At 65.6% G+C, this 24486-nt stretch carries 20 protein-coding genes; all 20 read left to right on the top strand.

Annotated features, from left to right (window positions below; translation table 11 throughout):
* Nucleotides 1–88: 88 nt before the first annotated feature.
* The 20 genes from ilvC (at nt 89) to V5A19_RS04895 (ending at nt 24438) form a co-directional block, all read left to right on the top strand.
* Nucleotides 89–1105, top strand: coding sequence for a ketol-acid reductoisomerase (gene ilvC, locus V5A19_RS04990; protein WP_332318144.1), 1017 nt, complete (start codon nt 89–91; stop codon nt 1103–1105).
* A 344-nt stretch (nt 1106–1449) separates the two neighbouring features.
* Nucleotides 1450–2211, top strand: coding sequence for a CDP-diacylglycerol--serine O-phosphatidyltransferase (gene pssA, locus V5A19_RS04985; RefSeq protein WP_332318143.1), 762 nt, complete (start codon nt 1450–1452; stop codon nt 2209–2211).
* A gap of 342 nt (nt 2212–2553) precedes the next feature.
* On the top strand, nt 2554–4083 hold the full coding sequence (locus V5A19_RS04980; RefSeq protein ID WP_332318142.1) for a 2-isopropylmalate synthase: 1530 nt from the start codon (nt 2554–2556) through the stop codon (nt 4081–4083).
* A 248-nt stretch (nt 4084–4331) separates the two neighbouring features.
* Nucleotides 4332–5744 carry a 3-isopropylmalate dehydratase large subunit gene (leuC, locus tag V5A19_RS04975; RefSeq protein ID WP_332318141.1) on the top strand — a complete coding sequence of 471 codons (1413 nt, stop codon included), beginning with the start codon at nt 4332–4334 and terminating at the stop codon, nt 5742–5744.
* 139 nt (nt 5745–5883) lie between these two features.
* The gene (gene leuD, locus V5A19_RS04970) at nt 5884–6531 is read left to right on the top strand and encodes a 3-isopropylmalate dehydratase small subunit (protein ID WP_332318140.1); all 648 of its coding nucleotides are present in this window, start codon (nt 5884–5886) and stop codon (nt 6529–6531) included.
* A 40-nt stretch (nt 6532–6571) separates the two neighbouring features.
* Nucleotides 6572–7651: a 3-isopropylmalate dehydrogenase gene (gene leuB, locus V5A19_RS04965; protein ID WP_332318139.1), complete on the top strand. Its 1080-nt coding sequence runs from the start codon at nt 6572–6574 to the stop codon at nt 7649–7651.
* A gap of 49 nt (nt 7652–7700) precedes the next feature.
* Entirely contained in the window at nt 7701–8816 is a 1116-nt protein-coding gene (asd, locus tag V5A19_RS04960; RefSeq protein WP_332318150.1) for an aspartate-semialdehyde dehydrogenase, read from the top strand.
* 315 nt (nt 8817–9131) lie between these two features.
* The gene (locus V5A19_RS04955) at nt 9132–12326 is read left to right on the top strand and encodes a FimV/HubP family polar landmark protein (RefSeq protein ID WP_443081414.1); all 3195 of its coding nucleotides are present in this window, start codon (nt 9132–9134) and stop codon (nt 12324–12326) included.
* An 89-nt stretch (nt 12327–12415) separates the two neighbouring features.
* A complete protein-coding gene (locus V5A19_RS04950; protein WP_332327723.1) occupies nt 12416–13165 on the top strand; it encodes an energy-coupling factor transporter transmembrane component T in 750 nt (249 codons plus the stop codon).
* Complete coding sequence (gene truA, locus V5A19_RS04945) at nt 13162–13980, top strand: tRNA pseudouridine(38-40) synthase TruA (RefSeq protein WP_332318135.1); 819 nt, start codon at nt 13162–13164, stop codon at nt 13978–13980. The genes V5A19_RS04950 and truA overlap by 4 nt, the downstream gene beginning before the upstream one ends.
* Before the next feature lie 12 nt (nt 13981–13992).
* Nucleotides 13993–14619 (top strand): phosphoribosylanthranilate isomerase, encoded by a 627-nt coding sequence (locus V5A19_RS04940; RefSeq protein ID WP_332318134.1) that lies wholly within the window; start codon nt 13993–13995, stop codon nt 14617–14619.
* Nucleotides 14603–15802: a tryptophan synthase subunit beta gene (gene trpB, locus V5A19_RS04935; RefSeq protein ID WP_332318133.1), complete on the top strand. Its 1200-nt coding sequence runs from the start codon at nt 14603–14605 to the stop codon at nt 15800–15802. Before V5A19_RS04940 ends, trpB begins: the two co-directional genes overlap by 17 nt.
* Complete coding sequence (gene trpA, locus V5A19_RS04930) at nt 15799–16626, top strand: tryptophan synthase subunit alpha (protein WP_332318132.1); 828 nt, start codon at nt 15799–15801, stop codon at nt 16624–16626. Before trpB ends, trpA begins: the two co-directional genes overlap by 4 nt.
* A gap of 77 nt (nt 16627–16703) precedes the next feature.
* Nucleotides 16704–17576, top strand: a complete 873-nt coding sequence (accD, locus tag V5A19_RS04925) for an acetyl-CoA carboxylase, carboxyltransferase subunit beta (protein WP_332318131.1) — start codon at nt 16704–16706, stop codon at nt 17574–17576.
* A gap of 12 nt (nt 17577–17588) precedes the next feature.
* Nucleotides 17589–18902 (top strand): bifunctional folylpolyglutamate synthase/dihydrofolate synthase, encoded by a 1314-nt coding sequence (locus V5A19_RS04920; RefSeq protein WP_332318130.1) that lies wholly within the window; start codon nt 17589–17591, stop codon nt 18900–18902.
* On the top strand, nt 18886–19638 hold the full coding sequence (locus tag V5A19_RS04915; protein ID WP_332318129.1) for an SPOR domain-containing protein: 753 nt from the start codon (nt 18886–18888) through the stop codon (nt 19636–19638). The genes V5A19_RS04920 and V5A19_RS04915 overlap by 17 nt, the downstream gene beginning before the upstream one ends.
* Before the next feature lie 34 nt (nt 19639–19672).
* Nucleotides 19673–20302 (top strand): CvpA family protein, encoded by a 630-nt coding sequence (locus V5A19_RS04910; protein ID WP_332318128.1) that lies wholly within the window; start codon nt 19673–19675, stop codon nt 20300–20302.
* A gap of 137 nt (nt 20303–20439) precedes the next feature.
* A complete protein-coding gene (purF, locus tag V5A19_RS04905) occupies nt 20440–21864 on the top strand; it encodes an amidophosphoribosyltransferase (protein ID WP_332318127.1) in 1425 nt (474 codons plus the stop codon).
* A complete protein-coding gene (locus tag V5A19_RS04900) occupies nt 21861–23054 on the top strand; it encodes an O-succinylhomoserine sulfhydrylase (RefSeq protein ID WP_332318126.1) in 1194 nt (397 codons plus the stop codon). Before purF ends, V5A19_RS04900 begins: the two co-directional genes overlap by 4 nt.
* A 79-nt stretch (nt 23055–23133) precedes the next feature.
* On the top strand, nt 23134–24438 hold the full coding sequence (locus V5A19_RS04895; RefSeq protein WP_332318149.1) for a glycerate kinase type-2 family protein: 1305 nt from the start codon (nt 23134–23136) through the stop codon (nt 24436–24438).
* The last annotated feature ends 48 nt before the right edge of the window (nt 24439–24486 follow it).

Here is a 24486-nt window from a genome sequence, read left to right as displayed (position 1 = left end):
GTGGTTGAACACCTCTACCACCTACTGAAAGCTGGTCCGGACTGATGGTCCGATCCCAAAACTTAAAACTTCGATCAAAGGACCCGCCATGAAGGTGTATTACGACCAGGACGCCGACCTCTCCCTCATCCAGGGCAAGGGGGTGGCCATCATCGGCTACGGCTCCCAGGGCCATGCCCATGCCAACAACCTCGCCGAATCCGGGGTTAGCGTTACCGTGGGGCTGCGCCCCGGCTCCGGATCATGGGCCAAGGCCGAGGCCGCCGGGCTCAATGTGGCCCCAATCGAGGAGGCCACCGCCGCCGCCGACGTGGTCATGGTCCTGGCCCCGGACGAGCACCAGAAGGCGCTTTACTACGGCCAGATCGAGCCCAACCTCAAGCAGGGCGGCGCCCTCGCCTTCGCCCACGGTTTCAACATCAACTACGGCCAGGTCGTGCCCCGGTCCGACCTGGACGTGTTCATGGTCGCCCCCAAGGGCCCGGGCCACACCGTTCGCGCCACCTACACCCAAGGCAGCGGGGTGCCCAACCTGATCGCCATCGAGGCCGACGCTTCCGGTCAGGCCCGCGACATCGCGCTGTCCTACAGCCGGGCTAACGGCGGCACTCGCGCCGGGGTCATCGAGACCACTTTCCGGGAAGAGACCGAGACGGACCTGTTCGGCGAGCAGGCGGTTCTCTGCGGCGGTCTGTCGGCCCTGATCCAGTCGGGCTTCGAGACCCTTACCGAGGCAGGCTACGCCCCGGAGATGGCGTACTTCGAATGCCTGCACGAGATGAAGCTCATCGTCGACCTGCTCTACGAGGGCGGTATCGCCAATATGCGCTACTCTATCTCCAACACCGCCGAGTACGGCGATTTCAGCCGGGGCCGGCGCTTGATCAACGAGGACGTCAAGGAGGAAATGCGCAAAGTCCTCGGCGAGATCCAGGACGGCACCTTCGCCAAGGAGTACATCCTGGAGAATCAGGCCGGCACGCCCAAGCTGCAGTCCTCCCGGCGCCTGGCCCGCGAGCATCCTATCGAGGAGGTGGGCGAACGTCTGCGCTCGCAGATGAAATTCATGGGCGCCGGCAAGCTGGTCGACGAGGAAAAGAACTAGCCGCGGAAGCCGGTCACGCGGGGGCCCCGGCGATCAGGCCGGGCCTCGTCATTTCGGCGAGAGGGAGGTCCATGAAGCGCCCCGCAGCTCGAGTGTCCCGTCTCATAAGTGCGTTACCTTTCTGAGCTTCCTGCGCCGGTTCAGAGCAAGGCGCGCCGACGAAGGCGTGGCGGCCCCACGTCGAGGCGGCGCAACGCAGCGCTGGGCCGGCGCAGGGGCTCCCTGCGGGCGAGCCGAGATGGCGGACGGCGCGGCGTCACCGGTCCTTGACGGGCAGGGAGGCCGCCTGCGGCCCGGCTCCTTGCGGCACCCGCCATCTCGACTCGCAGAAAGGCAACGCACTTATGAAACGGGACACTAGCAAGGGGGTTTATCTGCTGCCCAACCTGCTGACCACTGCGGCCCTGTTCGCAGGGTTCTTTGCCGTAGTCAAGTCGGTGGAGGGGGATTTCGTGCCGGCGGCGGTAGCCGCCCTTGTGGCCCTGGTCTTCGACGGGCTGGACGGTCGGGTGGCGCGGCTGATCGGGGCGGAGACTGACTTCGGGGCCGAGTACGACAGCATCTCGGACGCCGTTAGCTTCGGCTTGGCCCCGGCGGTGCTGATCTACCAGTGGGCGTTGCAGCCCTTCGACAATGTGGGCTGGCTCGGCGGCTTTCTTTTCACGGCCTGTGCCGGGCTCCGTCTGGCCCGTTTCAATACCCAGAGCGCGGTCAAGGAAAAACGGTTTTTCCAAGGTCTGCCGGTACCGGCCGGTGCGGCCACCCTGGCCACGTGGGTGTTGTTCGTGGAGGAAGCCGGTTTTTCGGGCTTCTGGGTGAACTTGGTGGCCCTGGTAGCGGTCTACGTCATTGCATTGCTGATGGTAAGCAATATCCGCTACCGGAGCTTCAAGGACGCCGATCTCCGTTATCGCGTGCCGTTCCCGGTCGCGGTCCTCATCGTCGGACTGCTCATCCTGGTAGCGGTGCATCCGCCGCTGGTGCTGTTCGGGTTCTTCTTTGTGTATGCCCTGGCCGGTCCGGTGGCCACCGTCTTCCAGCTCCGCCAACGGCGGCGGGAGCGTCGTGCCCGCTCCGAGGTTGACAGCTCGGACCGGGAACAATAGCTTTTTGGGATCATACAAGGATCCATGTGCAGGGGACTTGACCAATGGCAGCGTCAGCGATTGAGGGCGTAAGCCCGCGCTACTCCGAAGCCGGCCGCCACGGCGGTCCGGGGACTTCTGTGTCCCGGCTCAGCCAGCCCCACCTGCCGCAAAGCCTATCCTGCCTCCCGCTACGGCTACCGCGCCTCCTACGCGCGTAACCCCGCTTCCGTTTCGCAACCGAAACTCCGGCCCGGGCGCGCCGCGGTTGCCGCGAGCCGCGCCAAAAGCGGCGTCCAGCGACGCCGGGCCGAAATTCCCAGTTTCCGTAACCCTACGGATGCTTGAGCGGAGGGCTGCCTGATGGCGGACCGAGTACAGATCTTCGATACCACCCTGCGCGACGGGGAACAGAGCCCCGGCGCCTCCATGAATGCCGACGAGAAGATGCAAATCGCCCGCGCCCTGGAGCGGCTGCATGTCGACGTGATCGAGGCCGGCTTCCCTTCGGCCTCGGAAGGCGATTTCGCCTCAGTGAAGGCCATCGCCGACGAGATCCGCGATTGCCAGATTTGCGGCCTGGCCCGGGCCCGGGAGGCCGATATCGACGGTGCCGGAGAGGCCCTCGCCGGCGCCGGTGATCCGCGTATCCACACCTTCATCGCCACCAGCGACATCCACCTGCGAGCCAAGCTCAAGATGAGCCAGGACGAGGTCCAGGAGATGGCGGTGGCGGCAGTCAAACGGGCCCGGGGCCACACCGATAATGTCGAGTTCTCCGCCGAGGACGCCGGCCGCACGGACAACGATTTCCTGTGCCGGATCGTGGAGGCGGCCATCGACGCCGGCGCCACCACCATCAATATCCCGGATACCGTGGGCTTCGCCATGCCCGGCGAGTTCGGCGAACGCATCCGCATGCTTCGCGAGCGTGTGCCAAACAGCGATAAGGCAACCTTTTCGGTACATTGCCACAACGATCTGGGCCTAGCCGTGGCCAACTCTCTGGGCGCGGTGGCCAACGGCGCCCGGCAGGTGGAATGCACCGTCAACGGTCTGGGCGAGCGGGCCGGCAACGCCGCCATGGAGGAGGTGGTCATGGCGCTGCGCACCCGGTCCGACCACTTCGGGGTGGACACTCGCATCGAGACCACCGAGATCGTGCCCACCAGCCGCCTGGTGGCCACCGTCTCAGGGTTCGCGGTACAGAACAACAAGGCCATTGTCGGCGCCAACGCCTTCGCCCACGAATCGGGTATCCACCAGGATGGAGTGCTCAAGGAGCGTCAGACCTACGAGATCATGACGGCGGAGAGCGTGGGCTGGAAGCGCAACCGCATGGTCCTGGGCAAGCTCTCCGGCCGCAATGCCTTCCGTACCCGGCTGGAGGAGCTCGGCGTCCACCTGGACGGCGACGAGTTCGAGGCCACCTTCGAGCGGTTCAAGGCGCTGGCCGACAAGAAGCGGGAGATCTTCGACGAAGACCTGCTGGCCCTGGTCAACGACGAGATCACCCGGGCCTCCGAGCGTTACAAGCTGGTGGACCTCAATGTATGCTCCGAAACCGACCAAATCCCCGAAGCACGGGTCAGGCTGGAGGTGGACGGCCACCAGGACTCCGCCACGGTTGCCGGGGATGGTCCGGTGGATGCCGCCTTCAAGGCGGTGGAGACCATCACGGAGGTGGATGCCGAGCTCAAACTGTACTCGGTCAACGCCATTACCGGCGGCACCGATGCCCAGGGCGAGGTAACCGTTCGCCTGGAGCGGGGCGGCCGCATCGTCAACGGCCAGGGGGCGGACACCGACATCGTGGCGGCCTCGGTAAAGGCCTACGTCAATGCCCTCAACAAGCTCATGGGCGAGCCCCCGGCGGAGCATCCGCAGCTCTAGCGTCCTTGAGGCGTGAGGGGTGCCCGAGATATGGCTAAAGGCGTTATCCGCAGATGGCGCAGATGAACGCAGATGAAAGCGGCAGAAACGAAGTGATGCTGGGTTGTGGCGTATGGCGGCTTTCGGGGTTTAAGTAAGCCCGGGTGCCCGGGAAGGTCCCGGCCCCAGGCAATTCCCTGCGGTCATCTGCGCCATCGGCGTCATCTGCGGATCTGCCGTAGCCTTTGCTTGAACAATGGACCAGACCAATGCCCGGTAAGACCCTGCTGGACAAGCTGTGGGACGGCCACGTCGTCGAGACCGACGACAACGGCATGTCCCTGCTCTACATCGACCGTCATTTGGTGCATGAAGTGACCAGTCCGCAGGCCTTCGAAGGCCTTCGGCTTACCGGGCGCACGGTCCGGAGGCCGGAGCTGACCTTTGCCGTGCCCGACCATAATGTGCCCACCACTGACCGCTCGGAGGGCATCGACGACCCCGTATCGGCCGAGCAGGTGGCGGCGCTTGACCGCAACTGTGCCGAATTCGGCATCACCGAGTTCAAGATGGATGATCCCCGCCAGGGGATCGTCCACGTCATCGGGCCCGAGGAAGGCATCGTCCTCCCGGGCATGACCGTGGTCTGCGGCGACAGCCACACCTCCACCCACGGCGCCTTCGGCTGCCTGGCCTTCGGTATCGGCACTTCCGAGGTGGAGCATGTCCTGGCCACACAGACCCTGCCGCAGCGCAAGCCCAAGGCTATGCGGGTTACCGTCAACGGCCGCCTGCCCGCCGGTGTCAGCGCCAAGGACATTATCCTGGCCGTGATCGGCCAGATCGGCACCGCCGGCGGTACCGGCTACGCCATCGAGTTCGCCGGCGAGGCGATCCGGAATCTCTCCGTGGAAGGCCGCATGACCATCTGCAACATGGCCATCGAGGCCGGCGCGCGCGCGGGCATGGTGGCGGTGGACGACAAGACCATCGAGTACTTCCGCGGCCGTCCCTATGCGCCCACGGGGGCGACCTGGGACGCCGCCGTGGCCGAATGGGAGGGCATGATCTCCGACGGCGACGCTGCCTTCGAAGCCGAGGTGAGCCTGGACGCCGCCGAATTGGTTCCTGAGGTGACCTGGGGGACCTCGCCGGAGATGACGGCGCCGGTGACCGGTGACGTCCCCGACCCGGCCCAGGAGGTGGATCCGGTGAAGCGCTCGGCAATGGCCAATGCCCTGGCCTACATGGGCCTGGAGCCGGGCCTTCCCATGCGCGAGATCGGCGTGGATCGGGTGTTCATCGGCTCCTGCACCAATGCCCGCATCGAGGACCTGCGCGTCGCCGCCGCGGTGGTGGACGGCCACAAGGTGGCCGAGGGCGTCGACGCCATGGTGGTTCCCGGTTCGGGCCTGGTAAAGCAGCAGGCCGAGGAAGAAGGCCTGGACCGGGTTTTTGTCGAGGCCGGGTTCGAATGGCGCGAGCCCGGGTGCTCCATGTGCCTGGCCATGAACGACGACCGGCTGGAGCCCGGCGAGCGCTGCGCCTCCACCTCCAATCGCAACTTCGAGGGGCGCCAGGGCCGAGGTGGGCGAACCCATCTGGTGAGCCCCACCATGGCCGCTGCCGCCGCCATCGCCGGTCACTTCGCCGACGTCCGCCAGGTTACCGACGAGAACTGAAAAAAGCTGGGAACCGCCAAGGACGCCAGGAACGGCAAGGAAGGCAAAACCCCTTCAAGCCGGTCCGGGGTGATCCCAACGCCTTCTTTACCGCTTGGCGTACTTGGCGGTTAGCCGCTTCCGCCATTTTGGGAGAAAAATGGAACCGTTCACCCGCATGAAAGGCCTGGTGGCGCCGCTGGACCGCGCCAATGTGGACACCGACGCCATCATCCCCAAGCAGTTTCTGAAGTCCATCGAGCGCACCGGATTCGGGCCCAACCTGTTCGATGAGTGGCGTTACCTGGACGAGGGCGCCCCGGGCAAGGACAATAGCGCGCGGCCGGAGAACCCGGACTTCGTGCTCAACCAGCAGCGCTCCCGGGGGGCAACCATCCTGCTCACCCGGGAGAACTTCGGCTGCGGCAGCTCCCGCGAGCATGCGCCCTGGGCCCTGGCCGATTACGGCTTCCGGGTCATCATTGCGCCCAGCTTCGCCGACATCTTCGCCAACAACTGCACCAAGAACGGCATCCTGACCATTACCCTGGACGCCGAAACGGTGGCTCGCCTGTTCCAGGAGGTGGCGGACCAGCCCGGGTACGAGCTGGACGTGGACCTGGCCGCCCAGACCATTACAACCCCGAGTGGGGAGGTGATTCCCTTCGAGGTGGACGCGCACAAGAAGCACATGCTCTACCACGGCCTCGACGACATCGGCCTGACCCTGGAGCGTGATGCGGCCATCGCCGCCTTCGAGGGTGGTCACCACGAGAACCGGCCCTGGGTGTTCGAGGCGCAGCGATAGGGCAGACACCCTGGGACAACCCCTTGAAGAAAGGACCCCCATGACGCACAAGCTCGCCATCCTCCCGGGCGACGGCATCGGCCCCGACATCGTGGCCGAGGCCGTCAAGGTGCTGACCGCCCTGCGTGACGACTTCGGCCTGGAGGTGGCCTGGGACGAGGCCGCGGTTGGCGGCACCGCCTATGACGAGACCGGCCATCCGCTGCCGGCGGCCACCCTGGAGCTGGCCCAGTCGGCGGAAGCGGTCCTGCTGGGGGCCGTGGGCGGGCCCCGATGGGAGGCCCTGGACCACAGTGTTCGTCCCGAGCGGGCCCTGCTGGGGCTGCGCAAGGAGCTGGGCCTGTTCGCCAATCTCCGGCCCGCCAAGGCCTTCCCCGAGCTGGTGGAGGCCTCCGCGCTGCGGCCCGAAGTGGTGGCCGGTATCGACATCATGGTGGTGCGCGAGCTTACCGGGGGCATCTACTTCGGCGAGCCCAGCGGCGTGGAGGAGCTTGCCGACGGCCGCCGACGGGGGGTGAACACCCTGGTCTATACCTCCGACGAGATCGAGCGTATCGGCTGGGTTGCCTTCGATATCGCCCGCAAGCGCTCGGGGCGGGTGTGCAGCGTGGACAAGGCCAACGTGCTGGAGGCCACCGAGCTGTGGCGGGAGGTGATCACGGAGCTGGGCGAGCGCGATTACCCGGATGTGGCGCTATCCCACATGTACGTGGACAACGCCGCCATGCAGCTGGTGCGCGCCCCGAGCCAGTTCGACGTCATGGTCACCACCAACATGTTCGGTGACATCCTCTCCGACGAGGCCAGCATGCTCACCGGGTCCATCGGTTTGCTGCCAAGCGCCTCACTTAACCAGGAAGGGGCCGGCATGTATGAGCCCATTCACGGATCGGCTCCCGATATCGCCGGTACGGGGCAGGCCAATCCCCTGGCCACCATCCTCTCGGTTGCCATGATGCTGCGCTACAGCCTTAACGAGGCCCCCTTGGCCGATCGGGTGGAGGGCGCGGTAGCGCGGGTCCTGGCCGATGGCTGGCGTACGCCCGATATCGCTGGGAACGGCGAGGCGGTGGGCACGGCCGAAATGGGTGACGCGGTAATCGCGGCCCTGCGCGAATAGCCGTTCCGGTAGGAACCACATAGGTAGGGATGCCATGGCGCACGGCAATGTGAAGCGGGTTGGTTTCGTCGGCTGGCGGGGCATGGTGGGCTCCGTCCTGATGCAGCGCATGCTGGAGGAGGGGGACTTCGGTGGGATCGAGCCGGTTTTCTTCTCCACCTCCCAGGCCGGCCAGCCCGGGCCCGATATCGGCAGGGAGGTTCCGGATCTCCAGGATGCCGGCGACATCGAGGCTCTCCGGGCCATGGACGCCATCCTCACCACCCAGGGGGGTGATTACACTGAGCAGGTTTATGAGCCCCTGCGGGCCTCGGGCTGGGAGGGATATTGGATCGACGCCGCCTCCACCCTGCGCATGGCCGAAGACAGCTTTATTGTCCTCGATCCGGTTAACCGGGAGGGCATGGAGCGGGCCATCGACGACGGTTACCGGACCTTCGTGGGCGGCAACTGCACGGTCAGCCTCATGCTAATGGCCCTGGGCGGACTGTTCCGGGAAGGGCTGGTGGAATGGATGACGGCCATGACTTATCAGGCCGCATCCGGCTCGGGGGCCCAGCACATGCGCGAACTGGTGGCCCAGATGGGGGAGCTTCGGGACGCCGCCGGCGACCGGCTCAAGGACCCTGCCGCGGGCATCCTGGAGATGGATCGCGCCGTCACCGAGCGCATGCGCTCGGAGGACTTCCCGGACGACAATTTTGGAGTGCCTCTGGCCGGCAGTCTGATCCCCTGGATCGATAAGCCCATGGAAAACGGCCAGAGCAAGGAGGAGTGGAAGGGCTCCGAGGAGACCAACAAAATCCTAGGCCGCCATGGCAATCCCGTGCCCCTTGACGGCACCTGCGTGCGCATCGGCGCCATGCGCTCCCATGCCCAGGCCTTCACTATCAAGCTTAGCCGGGACGTCCCCATCGACGAGGTGGAAACGCTTTTGGCGCAGGCCAATGACTGGGTGCGTGTAGTCCGCAACGACAAGGAGCCTTCAATGGGCGGGCTCACCCCGGCAGCGGCCACCGGCACCCTGGAGGTTCCGGTTGGCCGCCTGCGCAAGATGCGCATGGGAGGTGAGTTCCTCAATGCCTTCTCTGTGGGAGACCAGCTCTTATGGGGCGCCGCCGAGCCGGTGCGCCGGACCCTTCGCCTCCTGACGGGACAGCTTTAGACTGTATAGCCTACGATGTGTTCGTGATAACCAATTCGCGGGCCATCCCCCTGGATCGGGAACGCGACCCACCCCGAGATCTTCGCTGTTTTTTCCTCCCTTGCCTTTGGGTATCGCCAATAGACCCTGGCGCAATAGCCGGGCTTTTGTTAAAAGCCTGGCTTGTAGTGATTGTTGAGCAGGATTTGAAACCGTAGTTCTGACAGAGGAGGATGGTTTCTGCTTGGTAGCCCATTCAGATCAAATGCTAGAGTTGCTAAGCGGGGTGCATCTGCGGTAGAAAAGATCCTGCAAGGTCGGGAAAAGGAGAGGCAAATGCCCACCCCCCCCCAGGTAGGGCGAGCTCAAGCCGTTAGTCGGACCCTTATAGGGGCCCGAAGCAGGCGAGCGATTACACTGGCCGTTTTTGTAAGTTTCTGGGCCATTAGCCCCGTTGCCTGGGGGCTGGGGCTCGGCTCTTTGGAAGTCAAGTCGAGCCTCGGCAACCCGTTTCAGGGTTCGGTACCCATTCGGCTCGGCCCCGGGGAATCCCTAGAAGGCCTAGAGGTGGCTATCGGTTCCGAGTCCGACTACGAGCTGGTGGGCAAGTCCCGTCCCGCGGTCCTGAACAGGCTCGAGGTGCGCCTGGAGGATGGTCGAAGCCCCGTCGCTCGCCTTACCAGCCAACGCCCCATCGAAGCCCCGTTGGTCGAGGTCTTGCTCCGAGTCAGTGGTGACGGCAACCAGGTCCTCAAGATGTATACGGTGACGCTGGACCCGCCTCAGGTCTCGGAGCCCGGCGTCCGGGGAGAAGCGCCCCCGGCCTCGGCAGCGACGGCGCAACGGACCGCCCGTCGGGCTAAAGATCGGCCGCGTCTCCGGATGAAGGAGCTGCCAGCGCAAGGAAATGGTCAACGTCCCACTGGGAGCTCGAAGGAAAGCGGACCGGCGGTGGAGCGTCCTGAGGTTGACGTTTCGGAGGGTTGGGCCAAGCGGGACCGGTACGGCCCGGTACGCTCCGGAGATACCCTTGCCACCATCGTTGAGCGCTTGCGCCGGGATCCTTCGATCTCCCGGGAAGCGGCCATTGTAGCGACCTGGGAAGCCAACTCCGAAGCCTTCATCGACGGCAATATGAACCTAGTCAAGAAGGGTGCCGTGCTGGAGGTTCCCAGTGCGTCCAAGGTGCGTAGCTACCGGCAACCCGAGGCCGGGGAAATCATCCGGCGTCAGCGCAAACAATGGCGGGAGCGGGGTAAGCCTCAAAGCGACAACAACCCGGGCCATGAACGGTACCAGCTCAAGGTATCCATCCAGAATCCCGACCGGGAGCCGGTTACTTCGCCGGGAGATTCGTTGGCTAACGGTTCAGCGGGGCAGGCAGAAAACCCTGGAGGTTCACCGCAAGAGAGCGAGGCCGAACAAGCCAATAAAAGTAATGGCTCGAACCAGGGGAAAGGCACCCAGGACGGTGCCGGTCCTGATGGCGTCCAGGCCAACGATGAAACCTCCGGTGACAAGGTTTCCGGATCGTCGGAGGGTGACGGGGCCGAGGCCACGACCGAGAGTGCGGCCATGGTGGCGGATCTGAGGAATCGAGTCACCGAGCTCCAGGAGCGGCTCGACAACCAGCAGACGGATAACGAGGCCTCGGTAACCGCCCTGGAAAATCGGATCGAGGGGCTGCAAAGCAACCTAGCCGAGCAGGAGAAGCTGGTAGCCCAGAAAAACGCCACCATGGAACGGTTGGCCGATCAGGGCTCCGGCGGATCCGGTATGCCCACTCGGGATCGTTACATCCTCTGGTTGGTCGCCGGGGTGAATCTGCTCCTTCTACTGGCTGTCATCGCCCTCTGGCTACGGCTTCGGACCGTCCAGCGGGAGATGGGATCGGGATCCTATCCCGATAGCGGTGCGGAGGAGGAAGCCACTGCCGATCCCCTGCTCCAGGCCGATGCCCAGGCTGCTTCAGGGGAGCTCAAACAGGCCCGCTCGACCCTGTGGCAGGCCTTGGCGGTTAATCCCTCCAATTGGGCGGCTTACGGGCGTCTTCTGGATCTCTACGAACAGGACGAGGATGCCGATCAGTTCGAGGAGGTGGCCGGGCGCCTTTTTGACCAGCTCGGGGACCAAAAGCCCGATTGGCAGGCGGAGATCCGGAACCGTGGGCGGCACCTTAGCCCGGCAAGCCCTCTGTTCGCGGGTTTCGGAAAGGATTTGGGCTCGGTGGGTGAGTCCCAGCCAACCGCCGCCCTCGGCAGCGAGCCCGATGTGAGCGAAGCCGGGCCTCCTGCCTTCGATTTTGAGGGGCTTGATCTCCAGGGTCCTCCCTCCGAAGGGCAGGTGGTCGCTCCGGAAGCTAGCGAGGCCCCTGTTGGCTCCGGAATGCAAGGGCCGAAGGACGATCTGGACCTCGCGTTCCAGGATAGCAGCGACGGAGCCGGCTCCGGGCCCGCCGCTTCCGAGGAAGTTCCCGGTGGCGACGAAGGCGAGGAACTGAGCTTTGACCTCGCTGAACAAGGGGGCGATCTCGCCGTTTCCGATGGCGACACCGAAGCCGTGGCTGAAGGCGATGAGGGCTCGGAACTGGAGTTCGACCTGGGGCTAGATGAGGGAGATACGCAAACGCGCACTACCTCGGCCTCCGGTGAAGGTAGCGAGGGTCCTGAGGTGGACGAAGCCCTGGAACTGGGCCTCTCCAGTGACCAGGAGCCCGCCGCGTCCGGTTCAGAGGCAGGAGGCGACGACGACTTGGAGCTGGAGTTCGATCTGGGTCTGGATCCGGAAGGCGACGAAACTACTTCCTCGGCATTGCCGGGCGAGGCCGGTGAGGCTGTTGAGACGGAAGAAGGTCTGGACCTGAACCTTGGGGGTGAGGAGGAGTCCGAGTCTTCTCAGCCCTCGTCGGATGCCGATAAGGCAGGGGAGGAGTCCGAGCTGGAGATCGATCTCGGAATGGCCGAGGAGGCTCTTGGCGCCGGGCAAAGCTCGGAGGGTCCGGCCTCCGAGGGTGAGCAGGCCTCGGCGGCGAAGCCGACCAGCCCGTCCGTAGCGCAAGAGGAAGCGGGCCGTAGCGAAGGACAGGAGATGGCGTTTGAACTCGGTGTCGGCGATGCCGGGGAGAGCGAAGCTTTCTCCGGCGGGGAAGACGAGGTAGCCGCCGGCCTTGCAAAGCGCGACCTTGGTGGCGAAGAAGGAAATTCTGCCTCCGAGGCGACGCCGGAGCCTTCCATACCCGAGGAAACGCAGGAAGCCGCGCAAGATCTTACCATCCGTTCCATAGGCACGAGTGGGCAGGCTGGCTCCGGCGAGCCCAGCGCTGATACAGCCCGGGAAGAAAGCCCGTTTTCGGGACCCACTTCCGGTGGCGGCGGTCCGGATGACGAGCTCGAGATCAAGCTGGATCTGGCCCAGGCCTGGGTCGATATGGGAGACCAGGACTCGGCCCGTGGCCTGTTGGAGGAGGTAAGTAATCGAGGTGGTCCGAATCAGCAGACTCGGGCCCAGAAGCTGCTCAGCACCCTTTCCTGACCCCATCCTTGTGAGCCCAGCTGGCGCGTCCCGCTTCGGCGGGGCGTACGGTTTTTCATACCGGGTAGGCGGGTGTGGCGGGTAGGCGGTTGGCAAGGCAGCTAGCCCTTCATCCCGGGGCCAAGGTGGTGGCTGTGCTGCTGGTCGCGACCGTGGTGCTGCTGGTGCGGAGCCCTTTCGGTCTGCTGGCCACGGCTGGGTTGGTGGCCCTTGCCGCCGCTCGAACGCCCGGCGCCACCCGAGCGTTCACCCTCTTGGTGACCCGGCTTCGCTGGGTCTTCCTTTTCATTATCCTGCTCCACGGATGGTTTACCCCCGGAGAGTCCCTGGTACCCGGCGGAGGTGCTTTCTGGCCTTCCCGGAGCGGACTCACCCATGGCCTGGAACTGGTGATAGTGGTAATGCTCATGGCGGCAATGGTGGCCGTTTTGGTGCAGGCCACCCCGGTGAGCGATTTGGCAGCCGGAGTGGCCTGGGTACTGGCCCCGCTGGCGCGGCTGGGGCTGCCGGTGGGCCGTTTCAGCCAACTCTTGGCTTGGACCTTGGACCGGGTGGAGCCCGTGCAGCAGGAGGCGTCGCGGGTCCGCGATGCCTTGAGAATGCGTATTCGATCGGATTCTGGCGTTATTGGCCGCCTTCGGCTTGAGGCGGGGACGGCACGGGCGGTTCTTAGGCGGGCTCGGGAGGCTGCGGACCGTAATGCCGAGGCTTTGTACCTGCGGCAGGCGGGCCAGGTTCGGCAATTGGGAGCGCTGCAAGGTCCTGACTTCCTGCTCGTGGCTGGTGCCCTCCTTTGGGCCGGTCTGTTGATCTGGCTTGGGGCGGTAAGGGGGGGATGAGCGAAGAGCCTGTCGGCGGTCGCTGGGCCCTGCTCGTTGAGTTCGACGGCGCCCGTTTTCACGGTTGGCAGCGCCAGGCGAATGCCCTTGGGGTTCAGGAGGCCCTGGAGACGGCCCTGGCCCGGGTTGCCCAGGGTCCGGTTCGTACCATGGCCGCCGGGCGAACCGACGCCGGAGTGCATGCCCTGGGGCTGGTGGTCCATTTCGATGCCCCTCAGCCCCGGCCCGCGAAGGCGTGGATCCAGGGCACCAACAAGCATCTGCCCGAGGGCGCCTCCGTTGTGGCGGCCCGTCCCGTTCCGGCGGCTTTTGACGCCCGCCGTTCGGCCCAAGGCCGCACCTATCTGTATCGGGTGCTGGGCCGGTTGGGGCGTCCGGGCCTGGAAGCCGGGGCGGTGGCATGGGTGCCCCGGCTTCTGGATGCCGATGCTATGGCAGCCGGCGCCCGCCACCTGGAGGGAGCGTATGATTGCTCCGCTTTCCGTGCCGCCGGTTGCCAGGCAACCGATCCGGTTCGCCATATCCAGCGGGTAGCGGTGTGGTCCCAGGGTCCCGAGATTCGGGTGGCGGTGCGTGCCACCGCATTCCTGTACAATATGGTCAGGATCATGGTGGGGTCCCTGCTCGAGGTGGGCCTGGGCCGCCAGAATCCCGAGTGGATCGCGGCGGTAAGGGAGTCCCGGAACCGGGAATGGGCGGGGCCAACGGCCCGTCCCGAAGGGCTCTATTTCGCCGCCGTGCACTACCCTTCCGAGCTCGGCGCTCCCGAGCCTCCGCGGATCGGCCCCGGCGGTTTCGATCCGGCGGCGTTCTGAGGCGCAATCCCATTGGGTCGCACACGGATAAAAATCTGCGGCATCACCTCTGCTGACGACGGCCGCCTGGCTGTAGAAGCGGGCGCAGACGCCATTGGCCTGGTGTTCCACCCCGATAGTCCCCGGGCGGTCAGCGTTGGCCAGGCGGCTGGCATCTGCGCCGAATTGCCGGCTTTTGTCAGTGCCGTTGGCCTATTCGTGGACCCGGATGGCAAGCAGGTAACCAATGCCTTGAGCGGTTGCCCTCTGGATATCCTGCAGTTCCACGGGCATGAATCGCCCGAGTTTTGTGCCGGGTTCGGGCGGCGCTATCTCAAGGCGGTTCGCATGGGGACCGGGACGGACCTGGAAAACCTCGCCGCCCGCTACGGCGGCCGGCGTCTGCTTCTGGATGCCTACGTGCCGGGACAGGCCGGCGGCACAGGGGAGACCTTTCGGTGGTCGTTGATTCCGGGGGATCTGGCACCCGAGATGGTCCTGGCGGGCGGGCTGACGCCGGCGAACGTGGTCGAGGCGGTGCGTACCGTGCGACCCTTTGCGCTGGATGTGAGCAGCGGGGTGGAGGAACGCCACGGAGTAAAATCGGCCGAAAGGCTAGAAGCCTTTGTGCAAGGAGTCCGGGATGCGGACAATAGATAAGGGGCCCGACGAGGGTGGCCATTTCGGGATCTTCGGCGGGCAATTCGTTTCCGAGACCCTGCTGGCGCCGCTCCAAGAACTGGAAGATGCCTACGACCGGTTGCGCGAGGATCCGGATTTCCAAACGGAGCTCGCCGCCGAGCTGGATCATTACGTGGGCCGGCCCACGCCGCTGTACGAGGCGCGGCGGCTAAGCCGGGATGTGGGCGGGGCGCGCATCTTCCTAAAGCGGGAGGACCTGACCCACACCGGCGCCCACAAGATTAACAACACCATCGGCCAGGGGCTGGTTGCCCGCCATATGGGTAAGCAGCGCATCATCGCGGAGACCGGCGCCGGCCAGCACGGCGTCGCCACCGCCACCGTGGCGGCCCGATTGGGCTTGGCCTGCGTGATCTACATGGGTGCCGAGGACATGCGCCGCCAAGCCGTGAATGTCTACCGCATGCGTCTGCTCGGCGCCGAGGTGGTCCCCGTGGAGTCCGGGTCTCGCACCCTCAAGGACGCCATGAACGAGGCCATGCGTGACTGGGTCACCAACGTCGCTGACACCTTCTACGTCATCGGCACCGTGGCCGGACCCCACCCCTATCCCGTGATGGTCCGTGATTTTCAGGCAGTCATCGGCTGGGAGGCCCGTGACCAGATCCAGCGAGCCATCGGCGGTTTGCCCGACAGCCTAATCGCGTGCGTGGGTGGCGGTAGTAACGCTATCGGTCTATTCCACCCCTTCCTGGATGATACGGACGTTGCCATGGTGGGCGTGGAGGCCGGGGGCTACGGGCTGGCCAGTGGCCATCACGCCGCGCCCCTTGCGGCAGGGGCCCCGGGCATACTGCACGGTTCCCGCAGCTATCTGATGCAGGACGCTCACGGCCAAGTCCTGGGCACCCACTCCATTTCCGCCGGGCTCGACTACCCAGGGGTGGGCCCGGAGCACAGCCAGCTCAAAGACCTGGGGCGAGTGCGTTACGAGACGGTGGACGACGACGCGGCTTTGGCCGCTTTCAAACGGCTTACCGCTACCGAGGGCATTCTGCCGGCGCTGGAGACCTCGCACGCAATGGCCGCGGCCGAGCGCATGGCCGCGGAGATGAGGCCGGGTCAGGCCATTCTGGTTAACCTCTCTGGGCGCGGGGATAAGGACATCGATACCGTGGCGGAGGTGGAGGACCAGGCATGAACCGGATCGAATCGCGTTTCCAGGACCTCCGCGGGGAAGGCCGCAAAGGGTTGGTGACCTTTCTCACCGCTGGCGATCCCGCCCCGGATCGGACCGTAGCCCTCATGCACGCCATGGTCGAATCCGGCGCCGATGTCCTGGAGCTGGGCGTTCCCTTTTCCGATCCCCTGGCCGACGGGCCCGTGATCCAGCGGGCATCCGAAAGGGCACTGGCCCACGACGTCACTCTCGAGGATGTGCTGGCAATGGTGCGCGAGTTCCGCGAGGCGGATGCCTCCACCCCGGTGGTGCTCATGGGCTACGCCAACCCCATCGAGCACATGGGGCCGGCCGTTTTCGCCGAGAAGGCGGTGGCCGCCGGCGTGGATGGTGCCTTGACCGTGGATATGCCACCGGAGGAGGCCGCAGATTGGACCCGCCCCTTCCCCGAGGCGGGCTTGGCGCCTATCCTTTTGGCCGCCCCCACTACTTCGGCGGAGCGTCTTGGGGCCATTCTGGAGCTAGCGCGGGGTTTTTTGTACTACGTGTCCATGACCGGGGTTACCGGCGGTGCCGGCCTAGATGCCGCGGACGTAAGGGAGCATGTTGCCCCCATCCGAGCCCGGACCGACCTGCCCGTGGCAGTCGGTTTCGGGGTCCGAGATGCGGCCTCCGCGAAGGCCGTGGCCGGTGCCGCCGATGCCGTGGTGGTGGGCAGCGCCCTCATCCGGACCGTGGAAGCGCATTTCGGCGAGGCCGAACCAGTCCTTTTGGAAAACGCCCTGCGCCAACAGGTGGCCGACCTCCGCGCCGGCGTTGACCGGCACCCAGTTACGCCGAGCTAAATGGTGCCAGCAGCGCTTTGCGGCCCTGCAGCCCCAAATCGGACTGTGAACGCTAAGGAACAGGACAGGCAACCACCATGAGCTGGTTCCAAAAGATCATGCCCCCCAAGATCAAAAAGAAGCAGAGCAACGGGGGCAACATTCCAGAGGGCCTTTGGGACAAGTGTCCCGACTGCCAGGCCATCCTGTACCGCAAAGATCTGGATCGCAGCCTTCAGGTCTGTCCTAAATGCGACCATCACAATCGCCTTAGTGCCCGGAAGCGGTTTGACTATTTCATGGATGCGGAGGGACGGGAGGAAATCGGGGCTAATCTAGCCTCCAACGATCCGCTGCGCTTCCGTGACTCCAAGAAGTACCGGGAGCGGCTCTCCCAGGCCCAGAAAAAAACCGGTGAAAGCGAGGCCCTGCTGGCCATGCGGGGGTATTTGTTGGGCCACGGGGTGGTTGCCTCCGCCTTTGACTTCGGTTTTATGGGTGGCTCCATGGGCTCGGTTGTGGGCGAGCGCTTCGTTCGCAGTGTCGATCGCGCCGTTGCCGACCAGGTGCCTCTGGTGAATTTCGCTGCCAGCGGGGGTGCCCGTATGCAGGAAGGCCTGTTCTCCCTCATGCAAATGAGTAAGACCTCGGCCGCTCTTGGCAGGCTGGATGATGCCAGGCTGCCCTTCGTTTCTGTGCTCACCGACCCCACCATGGGTGGTGTCTCCGCCAGCCTGGCCATGCTTGGCGATGTCATCGTGGCCGAGCCCAAGGCCCTGATCGGCTTCGCCGGTCCCCGGGTGATCCAGCAGACCGTTCAGGAGACCCTGCCCGAGGGTTTCCAGGAGGCCGAGTTCCTCCAGGAGCACGGTGCAGTTGATGCCATCGTGGACCGCCGGGAGATGCGGGAGACCGTGGCCGAGCTTATCACCCGCCTAACCCATCAGCCGGCGGCCATGACGGCCGGCTAAGCCGTCAATCCTGTGCCTGAATCCCCTCAGCTTCAAAACTGGTTGGCCGCTATCGAGGCCCTTCACCCCGGCGATATCGAGCTCGGCCTCGAGCGGGTAGGGGCCGTGGCTGGGCGCATGGGACTGAGCCCGGCCCCCTTACCCGTGGTCCTGGTCGGGGGTACCAACGGCAAGGGCTCGGTCCTGGCCTTCCTCGAAGAAGCCCTCATAGCCGCCGGGCACCGGGTGGCCGGCTATACCTCGCCCCATCTGTTCCGGTTCAGCGAGCGGATACGCGTCGAGGGGCGTCCAGTGCCGGACAATGTTCTGATCTCTGCTTTCGAGGCGGTGGAGGCTGCCCGTGAAGGCACCCCGCTGACCTATTTCGAGTTCGCTACCCTGGCGGCGATGGCCGTGTTCGCCGAACGGGCGGATCTGGCCCTGTTGGAGGTGGGGCTGGGTGGACGCCTGGATGCGGTGAACATCTGGGACCCCGAGGTTAGTGTCATTACCTCCGTGGACCTAGATCATCAGGACTTTCTAGGGCGGGACCGCGAAAGCATCGGCGCCGAAAAGGCCGGCATCCTGCGCCCGGATGTGCCCGCGGTTTGCGGTGATGGCGATCCGCCCCAATCCCTACTTGCCGGGAGCAATTCCGGAATGATGGTACAGGGGCGAGACTTCCGCGGAGAGCCCACCAACGGCCAATGGTACTGGGTGGGCGGTTCCGAGCGCCTGGGCCCGTTGCCTCGGCCACGGCTGGCCGGAGACTACCAGTTGCGCAATGCAGCTACGGCCATAACCACCGGCCGGCAGCTACCGGTCGGTTTCCAGCCCAGCGTCGAGGCCTGGCGGCAGTCCCTGCCCACTGCCTCCGTCCCCGGGCGGGGCCAGGTAATCGAGGGTCCGGTCCCTGTCTGGTTGGATGTGGCCCACAATCCCAGTGCCGCCGGCGAGCTCGCCAGGCTGCTGGAGCAACAGCCCGTAACCGGCCGCACCCTGGCCGTTTTCGGGGCCATGCGGGATAAGCTTGTTTCCGAAGTGGTCGGCGCCATGGCAGGGGCTGTTGACCGGTGGTACCCTTGCGGCATTGCCATGGATCGGGCCCTATCCGGACCCGAATTGGTGGAGTGCCTTCACGTTGACAGGGCCCGGGTTGCGGCACCGGCCACCGGACCTGTAGCCGCGCTCGAAGCGGCTCGGGCCAACGCCGGCGAGGGCGATCGGATCCTGGCTTTCGGCAGCTTTATGGTAGTAGCCGCGGTCTTGGAAAGCATGGACGCTGTCCCCGCCGTTCAGGCCAAGGGCGGCAATACATTGGGAGCAAGCGATGAGCGCCCCAGGTAGAAACGGGGACGAAGGCAGCAGAGGCCGGCGTTTGTACAAACTGGTTGGGGCACTGGTGGTTGCCCTGGTGATTGCAGGGGCCCTGGTTCCCCTGTTGCTGGGTGGCGGTCAAGACCGACAGACCCAATTGGTGGAGGTTCAGCCTGAGAAGCTGGACGAGTCCGGTGGCTCTGGGGGCAGCGCCAAAGAACCCCAAAAGGCCGAAGCCTCCGGATCGCAGGGCGCTTCCCAAGACCGAAATGGGGAATGGTGGCAGCCCGAAGATTCGGAGGCCTCCGGCGAAAGCGGGGGTACCGACGAAGTTGCTCCGTCCCCCACGCAAGAGGAGTCGGCAGAGCCTGAAGCCCCCGCCGAAGGAGCGCCGGCAGAGCAAACTTCCCCGGGCCCGAAGGGAGAACCCGAGTCGGCTGAAGAGAGCCAGCCTCCCTCCCCCGAAGGACAGGCCCAGGAGGGTGGCAGAGAGGAATCGACCCCCCAAACCGAGCAGCCCCGGTCCGAAGGGCCCTACTGGACCGTAATGGCTGGCTCCTTCCAAGATCCGGGAAACGCCACTGGGCTGAAGGAACGTCTGGGAGATCAAGGCTTTACGGCCCAGGTGGTAGCCAAGACCATCGAAGGACGCCAATGGCATCGGGTATATGCCGGTAGGGAAGGCTCTCGCCAGAAGGCCGAGGAGGTCATGGACCGTCTCCAGGAGGCGGGTTACAACGATCTACTGTTGCTGAAAGCCGAATGATTTCCCCGCTGGTGGCCCCACCAAGGCGGTTGCCGTGACCCTGGTCGACGTCCTTTGGCTCGTTGTTATCCTGGTTTCAGCCCTTATCAGCATCCTGCGGGGCTTCGTCCGCGAGGTCTTCTCTTTCGCCGCATGGGTGCTGGCCCTGGTGGTCGCCGCCCGCCTAGGATCGCCGTTGGCGCAAACCGTCGGCGAGACCATCGCCGATCCCCAGGTGCGGGCGGTTACGGCCTTTTTGCTCCTGTTCTTCGTCACCCTTCTGATTGCTTCCCTGGTGGGGGTCATTGCCTATCGCCTGGTGCGCAAATCGGGGTTGGAGGGTACCGACCGCAGCCTCGGTCTGTTTTTCGGCCTGATCCGGGGAGCCGTAGTGGTCGGTATTGTGGTCCTAGTGGTAAGGGGCACTCCCCTGGCCGATCATTCGAGCTATAGCCGGTCCTATTCGCGGCCGGCCGTTGAGCCGATCGCCAACTTCCTCCACCGCCTCCTTCCCGAGGATTTCGGCCGGTATTTCCAGGGTCGGGCTCTGTCCCTGGAGGAGCTGCGGCAGCGGGCCCAGGATCTCGGCGACGATGCCGTCGAGCAGGCCGGGGATAAGGTCCTCGATCGAGAGGGACTGGAGCGGGTCATCGAAGACCGGCTAAAGGAAGAGGCAAGCCCCTAGCCTCGGTTTGCCCCAAGGCCCGGGGCTGCCCCGGGGCAGAAGGTAGAAGTACTGGTTAACGGGGGCGGGATAGCCGCCGGCCGGTGCCCGCCCGATCATTTGCAACCGGTGTGACCGCGCGTCAGTAAAGCAATCTTATGAGTCATACGGTGACCATCGACGAGCATGACTTCCAGCACGAATGCGGCGTTTGCGGGGTGTTCGGGCATTCGGAAGCGGCCAATCTGACCTATCTGGGCCTGTACGCCCTCCAGCATCGCGGCCAGGAAGCCGCCGGCGTCACCTCCTGCGACGGTACGCTATTCCACACCCAGCGAGGCATGGGACGGGTGGCCGACGTCTTCGGTCCGGAGGAGATGGGCCGTCTCAAGGGAAGGCACGCCATTGGGCACGTGCGCTACTCTACCTCCGGTGCCTCGGTGGAGCGCAATGCCCAGCCACTGGTGATCGATTACCAGCACGGCGGGCTGGCCATGGCACATAACGGCAATCTGGTCAACGCCCGTTACCTGCAGCAGTATCTGGAAGCCCAGGGCTCCATTTTCCAGACCGATATGGACACCGAGGTCATCATCCATCTGGTGGCCCGAGCCAACGGGGCCACCGTCGAGGACCGCCTCGCTAACGCCCTGCGCGAGGTGAAGGGCGCGTTCACCCTGGTGGCCCTGACCGAATCCCGTCTGGTGGGCGCGCGCGATCCCATGGGCTTTCGGCCCCTGGTCCTGGGCAACATCGACGGCGCCTATGTCCTCGCTTCGGAGACCTGTGCCCTGGACCTGATCGGGGCCGATTTCGTGCGCGACATCGAGCCCGGGGAGATGGTTGTGGTCACCGCCGGCGGTGTGGCCTCCTATGCCCCCTTCGAGGCCCAGCCGCGGCGCATGTGCGTGTTCGAGTACATGTACTTCGCCCGTCCCGACTCCACCTTGGACGGAATCAACGTCTACCAGGCGCGCAAGGCCATTGGCCGGGAGCTGGCCAATGAGCAGCCCGTTCCGGCCGATGTGGTGGTACCCGTTCCCGATTCGGGGGTAGCGGCTGCCATGGGCTACGCCGAGGAATCAGGGCTGCCGCTGGAACTGGGCCTGATCCGGAACCACTACGTGGGCCGGACCTTTATCGAGCCCAAGCAGGCCATCCGCCACTTCGGCGTCAAGGTCAAGCTCAACGCCGTGACCTCGGTTTTGGAGGGCCGGCGGGTGATCCTGGTGGACGATTCCATCGTTCGGGGCACCACCAGCGCCAAGATCGTGGGCATGGTCAAGGCCGCCGGGGCCGCGGAGGTGCACATGCGCATCTCCGCACCACCCACCATTGGCCCCTGCCACTACGGCATCGACACCCCAGACCGGGACCAGCTCATCGCCGCCAATAACACCCAGGAGGAGATCCGGGAGAACCTTGGTGCCGAGAGCCTGGCCTACCTCAGTTTGGACGGCCTCTATCGCGGCATGGGCGGTCGCGGACCCGGCTATTGCGACGCCTGCTTCTCCGACGATTACCCGGTGGCGCCGGAGGAGGGCACCCCCCAGATGAGTCTTCTCCGGGAGGATGCCGGATGAGCGAAGGGGAAGGGCAGGGCGGCTTCGAAACCCGGGGGATCCGCAGCGGCATCCACCGCACGGCGGAAAAGGAGCACAGCGAGGCCCTTTTCCCCACGTCCAGCTTCGTCTTCGACAGCGCGGAAGAGGCTGCCGCCCGGTTCGCCGGGGAAATGCCTGGCAATATCTACTCCCGGTTCACCAATCCCACCGTGCGCGCCTTCGAGCAGCGGCTGGCCAGCCTCGAGGGCGGGGAGCGCGGGGTCGCCTTCGCCTCGGGGATGGGCGCTATCACGGCGACCTTCCTGGGGCTGCTCAACGCCGGCGACCATGTAGTGGCCTCCAACAGCCTGTTCGGCTCCACCACGGGCCTGCTCAACAACATCTTCGCCCGCTTCGGAGTGACCACCACCTTCGTCGACCCGGCCGACTCCAAGGCCTGGTCGGCGGCGACCACCGACAAGACCCGGTTGTTTTTCCTGGAGACGCCCTCCAATCCGGGCATGGCCGTGGCCGATATCGCCGATCTGGCCCAGCGGGCCCAAGCGGCCGGGGCCTGGCTGGCGGTGGATAACTGCTTCTGCACCCCAGCGCTGCAGCAGCCGCTGGCCCTCGGCGCCGACCTGGTGATCCATTCCGCTACCAAATACCTGGACGGCCAGGGGCGCTGCGTCGGCGGCGCCGTGGTGGGGCCCGAGGCCCTTGCCGGGGACAAGATCTTCCCCATCCTGCGCACCGCAGGCATCAGCCTGAGCCCCTTCAATGCCTGGGTGTTCCTCAAGGGCCTGGAGACCCTGTCGCTGCGCATGGAGCGCCACTGCGATAACGCCGAGCGCCTGGCCGATTTTTTGGCCCAGCGCCTGGGTGCGGAGCGGGTGCGCTTTCCGGGACTGGCCAGCCATCCCGGTCACGACCTGGCCCGGCGCCAACAGAGCCGCTTTGGTGGCCTGCTGGCCTTCGACCTGCCTGGCGGCCGCGAGCAGGCCTTCTGCTTCATCAACGCCCTCAAGATCCCTTCCATTACCGCCAACCTGGGCGACACCAAGACCACCGTGACCCACCCAGCGAGCACCACCCACGCTCGGGTCTCCGAGGCCGAGCGCCAAGCAGGGGGTATTAACGAAGGCTTGGTGCGGATCTCGGCTGGGCTGGAGAGCGCCGATGACCTTGAGGGGGATCTTGATCAGGCTCTGGGGGCTATCGGGCTTTAGGGGTACCGGGTCAGGGGGGAGAGGGCTTACGTAAGGAGGTGGGTGGCCGATTGATCATTAAGGTTCTGAGGTCCTCGCCATCTACCACGAAGCCTCCCTGAAAGCCGACGCCGAGGCCGCCTTCCAGGCAGCCCTGGCCGCCGCCGAGCCGGGGCGGCGGGTGACCGAATGGTTAAAGACCCATGCCGGAGCCGTGCGCCCGGAGGGGCGGCTTGCCGTCATCGCCATCGGTAAAGCCGCTTGTGCCATGATCTCCGGTGCCCTGGCGGTCCGCGACACCGATCCGGGCGAGGTTCTGGTTGTCACCAAGGACGGCCACGGCGATGAGTGCCCGGCGGACGTCAGGGTGGTGGCGAGCGGCCATCCCAGGCCCGACAGTCGCTCCCTTGACGCTGGGGAAGAGGTCCTGCGGCGCGTCCACGGCCTCGGAGCCGACGATGAGCTGCTCCTGCTGGTTTCCGGGGGTGCTTCGGCCCTAGCCGAGGCCCTGCCATCGGATATCCCGCCCGAGGACTGGTTCGCGGCCAACGAGGCCCTGGTCGGGGGTGGTCTGACCATTCACGCGGTTAACGCGGTTCGCAAGCACTGTTCCCGCCTGAAGGGCGGTCGGCTCGCCGAGGCGGCCGCCCCCGCCCGGGTTACGGCCCTGCTGCTTTCCGATGTGGTCGGCGACGATCCGGCAGTGATCGGCTCGGGGCCGGCCGCGGCCGACCCTTCCACCTTCGGCGACGCCCTTGAGGTTCTCGCCGGTCTGCCCCGTTTCCCCAACAGCCTCCGGGCATTTCTGGAACGGGGCGACGCGGGCAAGGTCGCCGAGACCCCCAAGCCAGGCAACCTTGCCGGGGTCCGCAACGCCGTTGTGGGCAATAACCGCCTGGCCCTGGATGCGGCCGGTGAGGAGCTGGCCAGCCGGGGGTACCAGCCCATGCCGATGACATCCCGGCTCCAAGGCGAGGCCAAAGAGGTCGCCCGGGTCTTGGCCGCCGTGGGCCTGGATTCACGCAAGGGCTCGCGGCCGGTTGCGCCGCCCGCCGCATTCCTTTGGGGCGGAGAGGCCACTGTAACCCTGGGACCCAGCCCGGGCGAGGGCGGACGGAATCAGGAGATGGCCCTGGCCATGGCCGGCGACCTGGCCGGTGCCGGCGGCATCGGTGCCCTTTGCGCCGGCACCGACGGGACCGACGGCCCAACTGACGCCGCCGGTGGCTGGGTGGATGGCACCACTTGCCAGCGCCTGGCGGAGTCCGGATCCTCGCTAAAGCGGGTTCTGGCCCGTCATGACAGCGGCACGGCGCTGGCCTCACTGGATGATCGTCTGATCACGGGGCCCACCGACACCAACGTCATGGACCTGACCTTTTTGCTCGTCGCCCGGCAGGGGTAGACAGGGGGTTGCTGTTGCCCGATCTTAGAGGTACCCCCAATAACCCGT

This window comes from Thiohalorhabdus sp. (assembly GCF_036628635.1).
In the GTDB taxonomy this organism is placed as follows: domain Bacteria; phylum Pseudomonadota; class Gammaproteobacteria; order Thiohalorhabdales; family Thiohalorhabdaceae; genus Thiohalorhabdus.
This window is presented reverse-complemented; position numbering and strand designations above follow the sequence as displayed.